Origin of the sequence: Bradyrhizobium sp. LA2.1 (assembly GCF_040547725.1) — a bacterium.
Classification (GTDB): domain Bacteria; phylum Pseudomonadota; class Alphaproteobacteria; order Rhizobiales; family Xanthobacteraceae; genus Bradyrhizobium; species Bradyrhizobium barranii.
The window spans coordinates 25,484-40,505 of the sequence record NZ_JBEPQI010000017.1; the positions used below are offsets into that span (position 1 = coordinate 25,484).

At 65.9% G+C, this 15,022-nt stretch carries 12 protein-coding genes; 6 read left to right on the forward strand and 6 right to left on the reverse strand.

The window, feature by feature from the left end:
• Nucleotides 1-248: 248 nt before the first annotated feature.
• Nucleotides 249-2,585: a Tex family protein gene (locus ABIB95_RS28915; protein WP_354244314.1), complete on the reverse strand. Its 2,337-nt coding sequence runs from the start codon at nt 2,583-2,585 to the stop codon at nt 249-251.
• Nucleotides 2,586-3,012: 427 nt separating this feature from the next.
• On the opposite strand from ABIB95_RS28915, the gene atzD reads away from it, so the two are divergent.
• On the forward strand, nt 3,013-4,119 hold the full coding sequence (atzD, locus tag ABIB95_RS28920) for a cyanuric acid amidohydrolase (RefSeq protein WP_354244316.1): 1,107 nt from the start codon (nt 3,013-3,015) through the stop codon (nt 4,117-4,119).
• Nucleotides 4,120-4,231: 112 nt separating this feature from the next.
• On the forward strand, nt 4,232-5,701 hold the full coding sequence (locus ABIB95_RS28925; protein ID WP_208084796.1) for an amidase: 1,470 nt from the start codon (nt 4,232-4,234) through the stop codon (nt 5,699-5,701).
• Between the two features lie 38 nt (nt 5,702-5,739).
• On the opposite strand, the gene ABIB95_RS28930 is transcribed toward ABIB95_RS28925, so the two are convergent.
• Entirely contained in the window at nt 5,740-6,057 is a 318-nt protein-coding gene (locus ABIB95_RS28930) for a hypothetical protein (RefSeq protein WP_028151536.1), read from the reverse strand.
• Nucleotides 6,058-6,218: 161 nt separating this feature from the next.
• Here ABIB95_RS28930 and ABIB95_RS28935 point away from each other — a divergent pair, with 161 nt between their 5' ends.
• Both ABIB95_RS28935 and ABIB95_RS28940 read left to right on the forward strand, forming a co-directional pair.
• Nucleotides 6,219-7,127 (forward strand): PaaI family thioesterase, encoded by a 909-nt coding sequence (locus ABIB95_RS28935; RefSeq protein ID WP_354244320.1) that lies wholly within the window; start codon nt 6,219-6,221, stop codon nt 7,125-7,127.
• Between the two features lie 68 nt (nt 7,128-7,195).
• Nucleotides 7,196-7,561, forward strand: a complete 366-nt coding sequence (locus ABIB95_RS28940) for a hypothetical protein (RefSeq protein ID WP_354244323.1) — start codon at nt 7,196-7,198, stop codon at nt 7,559-7,561.
• On the opposite strand, the gene poxB is transcribed toward ABIB95_RS28940, so the two are convergent.
• From poxB to ABIB95_RS28955, 3 genes are all read right to left on the reverse strand, one after another.
• Nucleotides 7,558-9,294, reverse strand: coding sequence for a ubiquinone-dependent pyruvate dehydrogenase (gene poxB / locus ABIB95_RS28945; RefSeq protein ID WP_354244326.1), 1,737 nt, complete (start codon nt 9,292-9,294; stop codon nt 7,558-7,560). The two genes, ABIB95_RS28940 and poxB, sit on opposite strands and share 4 nt — an antisense overlap.
• 80 nt (nt 9,295-9,374) lie before the next feature.
• On the reverse strand, nt 9,375-10,007 hold the full coding sequence (locus ABIB95_RS28950; protein ID WP_354244329.1) for a 2-dehydro-3-deoxy-6-phosphogalactonate aldolase: 633 nt from the start codon (nt 10,005-10,007) through the stop codon (nt 9,375-9,377).
• 13 nt (nt 10,008-10,020) lie between these two features.
• The gene (locus ABIB95_RS28955; RefSeq protein ID WP_354244332.1) at nt 10,021-10,935 is read right to left on the reverse strand and encodes a 2-dehydro-3-deoxygalactonokinase; all 915 of its coding nucleotides are present in this window, start codon (nt 10,933-10,935) and stop codon (nt 10,021-10,023) included.
• A 240-nt stretch (nt 10,936-11,175) separates the two neighbouring features.
• On the opposite strand from ABIB95_RS28955, the gene ABIB95_RS28960 reads away from it, so the two are divergent.
• Together ABIB95_RS28960 and ABIB95_RS28965 are read left to right on the forward strand one after the other, a co-directional pair.
• Nucleotides 11,176-12,273, forward strand: a complete 1,098-nt coding sequence (locus ABIB95_RS28960; protein WP_063985464.1) for an LLM class flavin-dependent oxidoreductase — start codon at nt 11,176-11,178, stop codon at nt 12,271-12,273.
• Nucleotides 12,274-12,330: 57 nt separating this feature from the next.
• On the forward strand, nt 12,331-12,885 hold the full coding sequence (locus tag ABIB95_RS28965) for a flavin reductase family protein (protein ID WP_354244335.1): 555 nt from the start codon (nt 12,331-12,333) through the stop codon (nt 12,883-12,885).
• A 195-nt stretch (nt 12,886-13,080) separates the two neighbouring features.
• On the opposite strand, the gene ABIB95_RS28970 is transcribed toward ABIB95_RS28965, so the two are convergent.
• Nucleotides 13,081-14,937 (reverse strand): sigma-54-dependent Fis family transcriptional regulator, encoded by a 1,857-nt coding sequence (locus ABIB95_RS28970; RefSeq protein WP_354244338.1) that lies wholly within the window; start codon nt 14,935-14,937, stop codon nt 13,081-13,083.
• Nucleotides 14,938-15,022: the final 85 nt, after the last annotated feature.

The following is a 15,022-nucleotide window of genomic DNA, read 5'->3' on the forward strand; positions in this document are numbered from 1 at the left end:
GATTCTGACGCAGGTGTTAGGGACGAACGCTCTTTCGCTCCCTCGCCCCGTTCTGACAGGGAGAGGGTGGGGTGAGGGGCTGCGTCCCGCCAATGCGATCTAAAAAGTGATCGCAACGCTTGTCCCGTGCACCATCAAGTTACGAGCCGGGGCGACCTTTGATCCGGTCAACCGCATGCCTTGCCCCTCACCCGGATCACTAGCGCGATCCGACCTCTCCCCGCAAGGAGCGGGGAGAGGTTCAAGTATCACGCCCGCTTGCCGCCGTTCTTCTCGGCCGCGCGGCGCATGGCTTCGGCCAGGGCACCGCCGCCGGAGGATTCCTGGTTGCGCGGCGCCGACGACGTCATGCGCGCGGGGTTTCGCGAGCTGTTGTCCCGCTGCATGCCGGGCGCGTCCTTCTTGGCGCCGACCTCGTCGTCGAGGCGCAATGTCAGCGAGATGCGTTTGCGGGCGACCTCGAAGTCCAGCACTTTCACCTTGACGATGTCGCCGGGCTTCACCACCTCGCGCGGATCCTTGATGTAGTTCCTGGACATTGCGGAGATGTGAACCAGGCCGTCCTGATGTACGCCGATATCGACGAAGGCGCCGAAGGCGGCAACGTTGGTCACGGTCCCCTCGAGGATCATGCCCTTCTGGAGATGCTTGATCTCCTCGACGCCCTCCTTGAACACCGCGGCCTTGAACGCCGGACGCGGGTCGCGGCCGGGCTTCTCGAGCTCGCGCAGGATGTCGGTGACGGTCGGCAGACCGAAGGTCTCGTCGACGAAATCCTTGGGCTTCAGCGTACGCACGATCTCGCTGCTGCCGATCAGTGCCTTGATGTCACTCTTGGTGGCGCTGAGAATCCGGCGCACCACGGGATAGGCTTCCGGATGCACGCCGGACGCATCGAGCGGGTCCTCGCCGCCGAGGATGCGCAGGAAGCCGGCACACTGCTCGAACGCCTTCGGCCCGAGCCGCGGCACGTCCTTGAGCGCCTTGCGCGACTTGAACGGGCCGTTGGCGTCGCGATGCGCCACGATGCTCGAGGCAAGGCCGGAGCCGACGCCCGACACGCGGGCAAGCAGCGGCGCCGAGGCGGTGTTGACGTCGACGCCGACCGCGTTCACGCAGTCTTCGACCACGGCATCGAGCGATTTGGCGAGCTTGGCCTGGCCGAGGTCGTGCTGGTACTGGCCGACGCCGATCGCCTTGGGCTCGATCTTGACGAGCTCGGCGAGCGGATCCTGGAGCCGCCGTGCGATCGAGACCGCGCCGCGTAGGGTGACGTCGAGACCCGGCAACTCCTCCGAGGCGAAGGCCGAGGCCGAATAGACCGACGCGCCGGCTTCCGACACCACGATCTTGGTCATCTTCAGCTCGGCCAGGCCCTTGACGAGATCGCCTGCGAGCTTGTCGGTTTCGCGCGAGGCGGTGCCGTTGCCGATCGCGATCAGCTCGACACGATGCTTGAGCGCAAGCTTGCCGAGGATCGCAAGCGCCTCGTTCCACTGCCGCTGCGGCTCGTGCGGATAGATCACGGCGGTATCGACCACCTTGCCGGTCGCGTCGGTGACGGCGACCTTGACGCCGGTGCGGTAGCCGGGATCGAGCCCCATGGTGACGCGGGTGCCGGCGGGTGCCGCGAGCAGCAGGTCGCGCAAATTGGAGGCGAACACGCGCACGGCCTCGGTCTCGGCGGCGTTCCACAACCGCATGCGCAGGTCGATGTTGAGATGCACCTGGATCTTGGTACGCCAGGCCCAGCGCACGGTATCGATCAGCCAGCGGTCGCCGGCGCGCTTGAGGTCGGCGATGCCGAACCGCTTCATGATCTTCAATTCATAAGCGCTCGGGACGCCCGGCGGCGGCGCTTCGGCCTCAGCCTGCATTTGAAGGTCGAGGATTTCCTCCTTCTCGCCGCGGAACATCGCGAGGATGCGGTGCGACGGCAGCTTGGTCAGCGGCTCGGAGAATTCAAAATAGTCGGCAAACTTTTCGCCCTCGGTCTTCTTGCCCTCGCGCACCTTGGAGGCCATGCGCGCGTTGGTCCACATCTCCTCGCGCAAAGCACCGATCAGGTCGGCGTCCTCGTCGAAGCGCTCGACCAGGATGGCGCGGGCGCCATCGAGCGCGGCAGCGGCATCGGCGACGCCCTTCTCGGCGTTGATGAAGGTTTCGGCCACGACCTTCGGATCGTTGCCCGGCTCCGCCATCAGCTGATTGGCGAGCGGCTCGAGCCCGGCTTCCTTGGCGATCTCGGCCTTGGTGCGGCGCTTCGGCTTGAACGGCAGGTAGATGTCTTCCAGACGCGCCTTGCTGTCGGCGGCGAGAATGGAGGCTTCGAGCGCGGCATCAAGCTTGCCCTGCTCGCGGACCGATTCGAGGATCGCCTTGCGGCGGTCTTCGAGCTCGCGCAGATAGCCCAGGCGCTCCTCCAGGGTGCGCAATTGCGCGTCGTCGAGCGCACCGGTCGCTTCCTTGCGGTAGCGGGCGATGAAGGGAACCGTGGCGCCGCCGTCGAGCAACGTCACCGTCGCCTCGACCTGCTCCGCCCGTACCCCAAGCTCCTGCGCAATTTTCTGGTTGATATTTGCCACGCGAGAATCCCTCTATCAAGCACGCGACGCGGGGGCGAACCACCGGCAGCGGGACGCCGCTTATGGACCAACCGAGGTTGATTCATCAAGGTGCGGCGCGCAACCGTCGACAGAGGATTTTTTTGTTGAACCGGATGCGATCTCGCCACATTCGTGGGGATGCGGGCGGGCGCTGTGTTGCGTCGATCAAGATATTGGCGCCGTCATCCTGAGGTGCGAACCATGGGGCGCAACGCGCCACATGGTGGATGAACGGCCAGGATGCAGCCGGGCCGTCGCCCTTCGAGGCTCCCCGTGCGGCGCTTCGCACCGCACGCCTCGCACCTCAGGGTGACGGGCGCGCGGCCATCGCCTGTGGCTTGACAGCCGCCCCGGTTCGACGGCTGGTTCATCCGCCGGACCACCGAACTCCACGTAAGGACCAGTCATGCGGACAGCATCGGTCGGCGTCATCAAGGTCGCCACCAAGGGCCCGGGCGACGTCTCCGGCCTCATGGCCATGATCGGCTCCGGCGCGATCGACCCGACCACGATTTTGGCCATCCTCGGCAAGACCGAAGGCAATGGCGGCGTCAACGATTTTACGCGGGAGTATGCCGTTGCTGCGTTGTGCACGGTACTGGCGCCAGAACTCGGCCTTTCGCCAGAGGCGGTCGAGCAGCGCATCGCCTTCGTGATGTCGGGCGGCACCGAAGGCGTGCTCAGCCCGCATATCACGGTGTTCACGCGGCGCCAGGCTGAGCGCCCGGCAGGCATGTCCGGCAAGCGCTTGAGCATCGGCATGGCGCACACGCGGGACTTCCTCCCCGAAGAGATCGGCCGCTCCGCACAGATCATGGAAACGGCCAAGGCGGTGACTGCCGCGATGGCGGATGCCGGCATCACCGATCCAGCCGACGTCCATTTCGTGCAGATCAAGTGCCCGCTGCTCACCAGCGACCGCGTCGAAGCAGCAAACGCGCGCGGCAACAAGACGGCCACGACCAGCGCCTACAGCTCGATGGCCTATTCGCGCGGCGCCTCTGCGCTAGGGGTCGCGGTCGCGCTCGGCGAGATCTCTTCCGATGTTGGCGACGACGACGTGCTGCGGCGCTACGATCTGTTCTCGTCGGTTGCGTCCACCTCGTCAGGGATCGAGCTGATGCACAACGTCATCATCGTGCTCGGCAACTCAGCGTCTTCAGCGAGCGAGTTCGAGATCGGCCACGCCGTGATGAACGATGCGATCGATGCCCCGGCGGTGGTTTCGGCGCTGAAAAGCGTTGGCCTTGGCGTCGCGCCGCTAGCCACCGAGGGCCGCGAGCTCGTCAATATCTTCGCCAAGGCCGAGGCCTCGCCTGATGGCAGCGTGCGCGGCTTCCGCCACACTATGCTCGAAGACACCGACATCAGCTCGACGCGCCACGCCCGCGCAGCCGTCGGCGGCCTGATCGCCGGCCTCGCCGGCACCGGTGCGGTCTATGTCTCCGGTGGTGCCGAGCATCAGGGGCCGGCGGGCGGCGGCCCGGTTGCGGTGATCGCACGGCTGTCTTAATGACGCTGCGACCTCTCCGCCCGGCGCAACCCTGCCCTTCGCGCCGGCTCAGTTGATTCACGCGGGCCCTTGCGAAAAAGGTGACGCCGCTACCCACGGGGATTTTGACTTCATGACTTTGCCGATGAGCTGGAACGAATGGGCGCAGCACGATGGCGTCGGACTGGCAGCGCGCGTCCGCAAGGGCGAGCTGACGGCGAAGGAGCTGGCGCGCCAGGCCGCCGCGGGCGTGGCCAAGGTCAATCCGGCACTGTCGGGCGTGGTCGAGCTGTTCGAGGACGTGATCGCCGATCCGGCCAAGGACGGCGCCAATCTTGCCGGCCCGTTCGCCGGCCTGCCCTTCCTGATGAAGGACCTCGGACCGACCATGAAGGGCCGGCTCCAGGAAATGGGCTCGCTGCTGATGCGCGGCAATCGCGCCGCGGCCGACACGTTCCTCACCGGTAAATTCCGTCAGGCCGGACTGAACCTGATCGGACGCACCACGACGCCGGAATTCGGCGTTTGCAGCTCGGCCGACAATCCCGCCGTCTACGTCACGCGCAATCCCTGGAATACCGACTACACCACCTGCGGCTCGTCGGCGGGCAGCGCGGCGATGGTCGCGGCCGGCGTCGTCCCGATCGCGCATGCGACCGACGGCGGCGGCTCGATCCGCATTCCCGCCGGCGTCAACGGCAATATCGGGCTGAAAGTGTCGCGCGGCGTGTTCTCGCTGGCCCCGCACATGTCCGACCTCACCGGTCTCGTCTCGATCCAGGGCTGTCAATCGCGCTCGGTGCGCGACACCGCTGCCTTCGTCGATCACGCGCGCGGGCCTGCGCCCGGCGAGTTCATGCCGTTCTGGACCACGGCGCAGCCGTATTCGGAGATGATCAAGCGCGACCCGTCAAAGCTTCGCATCGCGCTGTCGCACACCTGGGGCGACTACACCGCAACGCCAGAGATCGCCGCCGAGCTGGAGAAAACCGGCCGCTTCCTCGAAGGCCTCGGCCATCACGTCGAATACGCGCTGCCCGAGCTCGACTTCCGCGCCGCGTTCGCGGCACAGACCACCTGCTACATCAGCAATTTTGCCGTGGTAATCTCCAACATGCTCGCCGCACGCGGGCTGGAAAAGCCGCCGGAGGATCTGATCGAGCCCATGAACATCCGGATCTGGGAGGCCGGTCGCCACACGACCTTCGCGGAACGCGCGAAGATGCAAGGCGTGTTCAACACGACCTCGCGCGGCTTCGGCGCGTTCTTCGAGCAGTGGGACGTGATCCTGACGCCGATCACCGCGCTGCCGACGCCGAAAGTCGGCACCAGGGAATATCTCACCATCTCCGACAATCCTGACGTCCTCGACTGGTTCGGCAATCTCTGGCGCTTCTTCGCCTTCACGCCGCTGGCCAATCTCTGCGGCATGCCCGCGATCTCGATGCCGATGGCAGAGCAAGACCACGGCCTGCCGCTCGGCATCCAGGCTATCGCCAAGCAGGCCAATGACGGCCTGCTCCTGCAGCTCGCCGCCCAGATCGAGCGCGCGCTCGACGGCAAGTGGAACGGCGGCAAGAAGCCGAAGGTGCATGTGGGCTGAAGAGCGGCGATCGCATTCAAAAGCGATCGCCCGCGATCTCAATTCTTCACCGTCGGGATCACCTCCGCCGGCTGCTGCTGCCCCTGCCTGTACATCGCCAGCGCCTTGTCGAGCGCCTCGCGCAGCGCCAGCGCTGCGGCCACGCTGCAACGCAAGTGCGCGGTCTGGACCACGTCGACCCTGACGGCGGCACCGACCGGCATCAGCAGGTTCGCGGCGAGCTCGATCTGGATCGCGCCGTTGTGGTGTCCGAAGCAGGATGCGCCGTCGAAATAGATGATCGGTGCCCGTTCCGAGCTGGAGCTCGAAATGGTCACGGGCCCCTGATTGGTGGCGGGTGTTTCGGGGTCGGCCATGGGCACTCCTTGGGGCTAGTCGACGGACGAAGCGCCCACCATCGTTGCTTCGGCACGCCGTGTCGAGGCCAAACCGGCCGAGACAGACCTGCCTGCGGACCTGCCTGATGAGCCCCTTTCGGGGTTTTGCGCGGCGCCCGACACTGGTCTAGAACGTCGTCATGTCCACTTCACCCACTACGCTGCCGTTCGAGGAACTCGCCGAGGCGATCAAGGGCCGCCGCTCCGACTACGGCCATATCAGCGGGCTCCAGCTCGACCGCTTCGCGCCCGCCGAGGCCTGGTCCAGCCTGCCCTATCGTCCGGTCTTCGTCGGCGACACCGAGACCGGCGTGCTGCATGGCGGCGTCGTCACAGCGATGCTGGACGAGAGCTGCGGCATGGCCGTGCAACTTGCGCTCGACGGCACGCGCGCGATCGCAACCCTGGATCTGCGCATCGATTATCAGAAGCCGGCAACGCCGGGCCTCGACATCAAGGCGCATTCGGTCTGCTACCGCACCACGCGCTCGATCGCCTTCGTGCGCTCCACCGCCTATCAGGACTCCGAGGACGATCCGGTCGCAACCGCGACCGCCTGCTTCATGATCGGCGCCAACCGCACCAACATGCTCGCGGACCGCAGGATGGATTCGCGCAGCATCCCGACGCTGGAGGCGCCCGACGATCCGGACGGCCCGTTCGCCAACAGCCCGTTCGCGCGCTGCCTCGGCATTTGCGTCAATGACGATGGCACGCTGACGATGCCGTTCTCGCCGCAGATCATCGGCAACCCGATCCTGCCCGCGATCCATGGCGGCATGACCGGCGCCTTCCTCGAGACCACCGCGATCCTCGGCGTGAGGCGCGAGCTCGGCATCGCCGCGCTGCCCAAGCCGATCGGACTCACCGTCAACTATCTACGCTCCGGCCGCGCCCTCGATACCGTCGCCAATGTCTCGATCGTGAAACAGGGCCGGCGTATCGTCGCTTTCGAGGCGCGGGCCTGGCAGGACGATGCGAACAAGCCGATCGCCACCGCTTTCGGCCATTTCATGCTGCGGCCAACGCCCGGAAGTGACGAGGAATAGGCGTATTTTCCCTTGACGACCGGAGTTCCGGCCACAACGATAGCGCGTTTCCTGCGAGAGGTATTGGGTTGCGGCATCCGCTCGACATCATCGCCATGTTCGCCGCGCTCTGGCTGCTGGCATCGATGGTGCTCGACGCGCTGACGCCGAAGGAACTGACGGCGGTGCTGATCGGCATTGCGATCGGGCCCGCCATCGTCATCACCGCCGTGTTCTACTATTTGCGCTGCCCGCGCACCGATTTCGCGGTGATGTTCGCAGCACTCTGGCTGATCTCCGATATCGCCATTGCATTCATCTCGCCGACGCAGCTGCCGTATTTCCTGATCGCACTCGGCTTCGTGCCGGCCCTGCTGATCGGCATCGTGCTACACTGGCAGCGCTTCCAGCACCGCCACGAGCGGCTGCCCGCGCCTTCGGTGAAACGGGGCTAGCGCGGTAGCAGATTTGTTTTAGCGAGATCGAGCACCTCGTCACCGCGCCCGTTCATCACCGCGCGCAGCACCCAGAGGCTGAAGCCCTTGATCTGCTCGGGCGTGATGGTCGGCGGCATCGACAGCTCCTGCTTCGCCGTGACGACGTCGAGCAGCGCGGGTCCGTTATGCGCCAGCATCTCCTTCACGGCGCCCGGGAGCTCGCCGGGGTCCTCGACCCGTTTGGCGAAAATGCCCATCGCGCGCGCCATCGCGGCGAAATCGGGATTCTCAAGATCGACATTGGTGTCGACGAACCCGGCCGCCTTCATCTCCAGCGCAACGAAGCCGAGCACGCCGTTGTTGAAGACGACGATTTTCACCGGCAGCTTCATCTGGGTCAGCGTGATGAGGTCACCCATCAGCATGGTGAAGCCGCCGTCGCCGGAGAGCGAGATGATCTGGCGGCCGGGCTGCGAGGCCTGCGCGCCGATCGCCTGCGGCATCGCGTTTGCCATCGAGCCGTGCACGAACGAGCCGATCAGCCGGCGGCGGCCATTCATGTCGAGATAGCGCGCGGCCCACACCGTGGGCGTGCCGACATCGGCGGTGAAGACGGCGTCATCAGAGGCATGGTCGCTGATGACTTTTGCCAGATATTGCGGATGGATCGGCTTGCTGCCCGGTGTCCCCTTCGCAAGCGCGTCGAGCCCTTCGCGCGCCTTCTTGTAATGCGCGATGGCGTCGTCGAGATGCCTCCGCTGCGTCTTGGTCTTGAGCAGCGGCAGCAGTGCCTCGATGGTCAGCTTGACGTCGCCGACGAGGCCGAGATCGATCTTGCACCGCCGTCCCAGATTTTCAGGGCGGATGTCTATCTGCGCGACCTGCGCATCGGTGGGGAAGAACTGCTTGTAAGGGAAATCGGTGCCGAGCATCACCAGCGCGTCGCAGGCGTGCATGGCGGCATAGCCTGAGGAGAAACCGATGAAGCCGGTCATGCCGACGTCGTAGGGGTTATCGTACTCGACATGCTCCTTGCCGCCGAGAGCATGCACGATCGGGCTCTTCAGCGCTTCGGCCAGCTGCATCAGCGGCGCATGCGCGCCGGCGCAACCGCGACCACAGAACAGGGTGATGCGCTCGGCACCGTTCAAAAGGCCCGCGAGCGCCTTCAGCTCGTCGGCCTGCGGCACAACCTTCGGCGCCGACAGCGCGAGCCCGCGCGTCGTCGATAGCGCGCGCTTGGGCGGGCTGCGGAACGCGACATCGCCGGGCATGGCGATCACGGCAACGCCGCGCAGGCCCACGGCCGCGCGGATCGCGTTCTCCAGCACGAAAGGAAGTTGGCTCGGGTCCGAGACCAGCTCGCAATAATGGCTGCATTCCCGAAACAGGTTTTGCGGATGGGTTTCCTGGAAATAGCCGCCGCCGATCTCCGCCGAGGGGATCTGCGCGGCGATCGCGAGCACGGGAACACGGCTGCGATGCGCGTCGAACAGCCCGTTGATCAGATGCAGATTGCCCGGGCCGCAGGAGCCTGCGCACACCGCAAGGCTTCCGGTCATCTCGGCTTCGCCGGCAGCCGCGAAGGCCGCCACCTCCTCGTGGCGGACATGAATCCATTCGATGGTGCCGCGGCGGCGCAGCGCCTCGGTGAAAGCGTTCAGACTGTCGCCGACGATGCCGTAGATGCGCTTGACGCCGGCCTGTTCGAGTGTTGCCACGAACAGATCGGCCACGTTGTTGATCGCCATGTCAGTCTCCTGATCTCGCTGGTGCAGCAAGATAGGATAAAGCGCGGCTACGACGAGATCACGGCTTGTTTATTGCGGCGTCAGTCTTTCGCAATCGCCCGATCATAGGCCGCGATTGTCACCTTTGCGCGAGCGGCGACATCGGCGGCCGTCATGCCGGGCTTGTAGAGGCTGGAGCCGAGCCCGAACGCCGTCACGCCCCCCTTCATGTACTCGGCAAAATTCTGGTCGGAGACGCCGCCGACGGCGGCGATCATCACGCCCGCCGGCAGCACGGCGCGGATCGCGGCAATGCCGGACGCACCGAGCACGCTGGCCGGAAAGAATTTCAGGCCCGATGCTCCGGAGCGCGCCGCGAGCAGCGCCTCGGTCGGCGAGAACACGCCCGGCAACGTCACCATGGCGTACTGATGTGCACGCGTGAGCACCTGCGTATCCACATTCGGCGAGACCATCAACTTGCCGCCGACGTCATTGAGACGATCGACATCTGCGGCGGTCAAGACCGTGCCGGCGCCGATCAGGACGCTGGCCGGCGCGAGCTTCGCGGCAATCGCGATCGAGCGGAACGGCTCCGGTGAATTCAGGGGGATCTCAATCGCGGTCATGCCGGCCTCGATCAGCACGCCGACGATCGCCTCGGTCTCCTCGGGCTTCACACCACGCAGGATCGCGACCAGCGGACGCTGCATCGGAGGAAAGGGAACGCTCATCTCAAGATTCCTCTCATTTCGTCCAGATCGCGGCAGCGGCCATCGACAGGCCGCGGCGAACGGCTTCATCGGCATCGATCGGCTGCACGGTGACCGACAGCGCATCGAAGGCGAGCCGGTACAGCGCCGCGAGCCGCCCTGACGCAATGAGTGTGATGCCCGCTTTCGGCACAGTGCCGGAGAGCCCTGCTGCCAGCTCGACGCCGATCAACGTGCCCGACAGCGTCTCGCGCGCGGCGGCCGGCGTGCCGCCGAACAGGAGCTGCCGCGACCGCGCTGTGAACAAAAGGTTGGCCGCGAAGGCCGGCGCTTCATACGCGGCTTTCACGGCCGCCTTGAAGCTCGCGACATCCTCGGCGTCATCGGCACCGGCGACCGCGAGTGACAAGATCGTCTCGCGCGAGACGACGCTGAAGAGCTCGCCGGTCATGAAGGTGGAGAAATGCACGACCGTGCCGTCCTTCACGCGCACCCATTTCGAATGCGTGCCGGGCATGCAGACCAGCGCTTCGCCTGGGGCCCCGAGACCGAGCGCGCCGAGCAGCTGCGTCTCCTCGCCGCGCATCACGTCCGGCGCCCTGGCGTCGCGCTGCGCGATGCCGGGCAGGATGCGAATATCGCGCGTCTCGCCGGGCACAAGCGCGGCCTGCTTCAGCACGGCAGAGAGCGGCGCAGGCGTGTCAACATAGCCGGCCTCGACCCAGCCGGTCTTGGCGCCCGCCATACCGCAGACAAGCACCGGCAGCTGGGCCGGGGCCTCGACTGCCTTGAGATGCGACTGCAGCACACCGGCAAAGCCGGCCTTGGCCGCGGCCAGCATGCCCTCATCGCTGCGACGTTCAGCCAGCACCTTGCCGGCACGGTCGATCAGCCAGAGGCGAAAGCTACTGGTGCCCCAGTCCACCGCGACATAGGCGGGTTCGCTCATCTCAACAGGTATCCTTGGTCTCACCGGCAAGACGCCGTCTCGCGACAATGAGACGGACGCTCGCAAATCTGCCCCGGGATATCGGCTATTGCCGGCTCAAACCAGCGATTTTTCGCAGGTCTGAGCCGCTCGCCGCGCTGGCACACGGCTTGCGCTGCGGTGGCACACCGCTTGCTAAAGCTGTCCTGTTCAAGTCCGGGAACGCGCAACAAGACGCGTCAACATCAGATGAGGAAACCCATGGAGATCGGCTATTTCACGATGCCTTCGCATCCGCCGGAGTGCGGCCTGAAGGAAGGAAACGACTGGGACCTGCAAGTCATGCGCTGGCTCGACGAGCTCGGCTATCAGGAGGCCTGGGTCGGCGAGCACCACACCGCGCCCTGGGAACCCAATCCCACGCCGGACCTTCTGATCGCGCAGGCGCTGATGCAGACCAAGAATATCCGCATCGGGCCGGGCGGCTTCCTGCTGCCCTATCACCACCCGGCCGAGCTCGCCAACCGCGTCGCGATGCTCGACCATCTCTCCGAGGGCCGGCTCAATTTCGGCGTCGCCGCTAGCGGCCTGCCGAGCGACTGGGCGATGTTCAACGTCGACGGCATGAGCGGACAGAACCGCGACATGACCCGCGAGGCGCTGGAGATCATCCTGAAGCTGTGGTCCGATCCCGCGCCCTTCACCTACAAGGGCAAGTTCTGGACGGTGACCAAGCCGGACACGATGTTCGACTTCCTCAAGCCCCACATCAAGCCGCTCCAGGCCCCGCATCCGCCGATCGGCGTTGCCGGGCTCTCTAAGAACTCGGACACGCTGAAGCTCGCCGGCGAGCGCGGCTTCATTCCGATGAGCCTCAACCTCAATCCGGCCTATGTCGGCAGCCATTGGGATTCGGTCGAGATCGGCGCCGCCAAGACCGGCCGCAAGCCGAACCGCGCGGATTGGCGCCTCGTACGTGAGGTGTTCGTCGCCGACACCGACGAGGAGGCCTGGAAGCTCTCGACCGGCGACATGATGGGCCGGATGATGGGCGAGTACTTCCTGCCGCTGCTCGGCCATTTCGGCTTCAAGGACTATCTGAAGCACGCGCCCGACGTGCCCGATAGCGACGTCACCGTCGAATATTGCGCCAAGCGGAACTGGATCGTCGGCTCGCCCGCAACCGTCGCCGAAAAGATCGAGAAGATCTACGACGAGGTCGGCGGCTTCGGCGTGCTGCTGGTGTTCGGCTTCGACTACAAGCACAAGCCGGAGGCCTGGCGCCATTCGCTCTCGCTGCTCAGCAAAGAGGTGATGCCGCGCCTGAAGCATCTCGGCTCCGCGAAGAAGGCCGCTTGACGCGCGGCGGGTGCGGCGCAATCGTGTCGCACCCGCCCCCGTTTCGGAGATTTCGGCGTGAGCGTCGACGCAAAGGATTTCAAACTTGCAATGCGCCAATGCGCCGGCGCGGTTGCGCTGGTCACGGTTGGCGCCGAGCACGGCAAGCGCACCGGGCTGACGGTGACATCAGCCTGCTCGCTATCGGACAATCCGCCGTCCCTGATCGTCTGCGTCAACCGCAACGCCAGCGCACATGCGCGAATCCGCGAGGAAGGCGCCTTCGCTATCAACTTTTTGCACGAGGACCATGCCTTGCTCGCGCTCACCTTCAGCGGCCAGAAGGGCGTCAACGGCGACGACCGATTTGCGTTCGGGCAGTGGACGCGCGGGGTGACCGGCGCACCGGTGCTGACGGATGCGGTCGCCGCGTTCGACTGCGTGCTGGCGCAGGAATTCGAAACCAAGACGCATTCGATCTTCGTCGGCGAGGTGCGCGGCGTCACGCATTCCGACGAGGCCGCGCCGCTGGTGTATCTGCGCAGCAGCTTCCACGTCCCTCACGAAATCCGCAGCACCGTTTCAGTCGGCGACCTCGATTCCCGGCATCTGAGCTGGAGCGATTTTTCGTAAGCTTCTCGCTTGCTGCTTTCCCTTCTCCCCTTGTGGGAGAAGGTGGCGCGAAGCGCCGGATGAGGGGTATGTCTCCGCAAACTCGAAAATGAGTAATCGCGGAGGCAGCCCCCTCACCCGTCTCGCCGCTAGGCGGCGATCCGCCCTCTCCCACAAGGGGAGAGGGGAAGAGAGTTCGCCGTATGCGACTGGATGCTACTGCGCCGTCTCGATCTTCAACTGCTTGATCTTGCGATACAGCGTGGCACGACTGAGCTTCAGCGCCCGCGCCGCCTCGGTGACGCGGCCGCCATGCTTGCGTAGCGCCTCGACGATCGTCGCGCGCTCGGCCGCTGCGAGATCGGGCTCTGCCGTCCTCCCACCGAACGGAGGCAGATCGAGATCGGCATCCATGATGACGCCGTCCTCCGCGGTGCAGCCGGCGAGTCGCAGCACGTGACGGAGCTGGCGCATGTTGCCGGGATAGGGATAGGCCGAGAGCAACGCCCAGGCCTCGTCCGACAGGCGGCAATCCGGCGCCTCCTCGCGCACGATCTGGCGGATGATATCGTCTCTGTCGGCGCGCTCGCGCAACGCCGGCAGTCGCACCTCCATGCCGCGCAGGCGGAAGTAGAGATCGGCGCGGAAGGCGCCCTCCTCCGCCATGCGGCCGAGGTCGCGATGGGTCGCACTGATCAGGCGGATGTCGACCGGCACAGGCTTGAGCGCGCCGAGCGGCCAGACTTCGCGGTTTTCGAGCACGCGCAAGAGGCGCGTCTGCAGCGCGATCGGCATGTCGCCGATCTCGTCGAGGAACAGCGTGCCGCCGTCGGCCTGCACGATCAGACCCTTCGAGCCGTCGCGGCGCGCGCCGGTGAAGGCGCCGGCCTCGTAGCCGAACAACTCGGCGTCGATCAGGCTCTCCGGCATCGCCGCACAGTTCAGCGCGACATAATGGTTGCGGGCGCGGTTGCTCGCCGCGTGAATGGCGCGCGCGAACACGTCCTTGCCGACGCCGGTCTCGCCATGCAGCAGCACCGGCAGATTGTGGTCGCCGATGCTCCGCAGCCGTTTGACGCTTTTGATCAGGCCGGGATCGCGACCTGCGAGCCGATGCAGCGAATCGAAACGATCGACGGGAACGTCACGACGCTGAGTGGACGGCCTCGCCCGCAGCGGCGGCGCGACATGTCCCTGCCCGAGCGCGCTGCCGTCGGCGCGGCGCAGTTCGACGACCTCGTCCGCACGACGCGCAGCATGATGATCGAACTTGATATAGCGCGAGAGATCGATGCCCGATGCGATCAAGCCGTCGGTGAGGCCCAGCAGCGCGCGCGCCGAGCGGCAGGCGCCGACGATGCGGCGATCGTCGTCATAGGCGAGCAGGCCGCTGCCGCCGTCGCCCGGCACGGTGGCGATCCAGGCGTTGCGGAAATGGCCGCGGAAGATCGCGCCCTCCATCCGCCGCGTCGCCTCCATCGTCACCGCGAGCGCGAGCTGATGCGCGGCGCGTTCGAGATCCTCGCGGCACGAGGTGATGTTCACGGCACCGGCGAGCCGGCCGGCCTGATCGAACAACGGCGCCACGGCGCAGGAGAACATGTGCCACTGCGCGCGGAAATGCTCGTCGCGATGCACCAGGATGGGCTTCTCTTCGGCAAGCGCGGTGCCGAGCCCGTTGGTGCCCTCGAAGGTCTCGGCGAAATTCGAGCCGGTGTAGATCTTCCAGTCCAAGAACATCTTTGCGTCGGCTTCCCCCGGCAGGCGGCTGAACAGCATGGTCGCGTTCGTATCAGCCAGATTGACGCAGTAGCCGGCCTCGCGCAGCACCCGGGCGAGATCGTCGAGCTCGGGCATCGCGAGCCGGATCGTCTCCTCCATCGGTTCGGCGACGTGCCGGATCTCGGCCTCGGTCAGCGTCTGCGGCGGGCCCTGGCGCGCGGGATCGAGCTTGTGGCTGATTACGCAGCGCCGCCAGGAATTGGCGATCCGCGACGAGGCATCGACGTCGGCCACGTGGTTGGCGACGGACAAGACACGGGCGACATGGTTCGAGGCCGAAAGGCTGGCCATCGCGGACGTCTCCACCCTGCATTATTGTGCAAAGTCTGGCAGCACAGGCGGGGATGTCAATCGGGAACCGGGACGCAGCTATTGC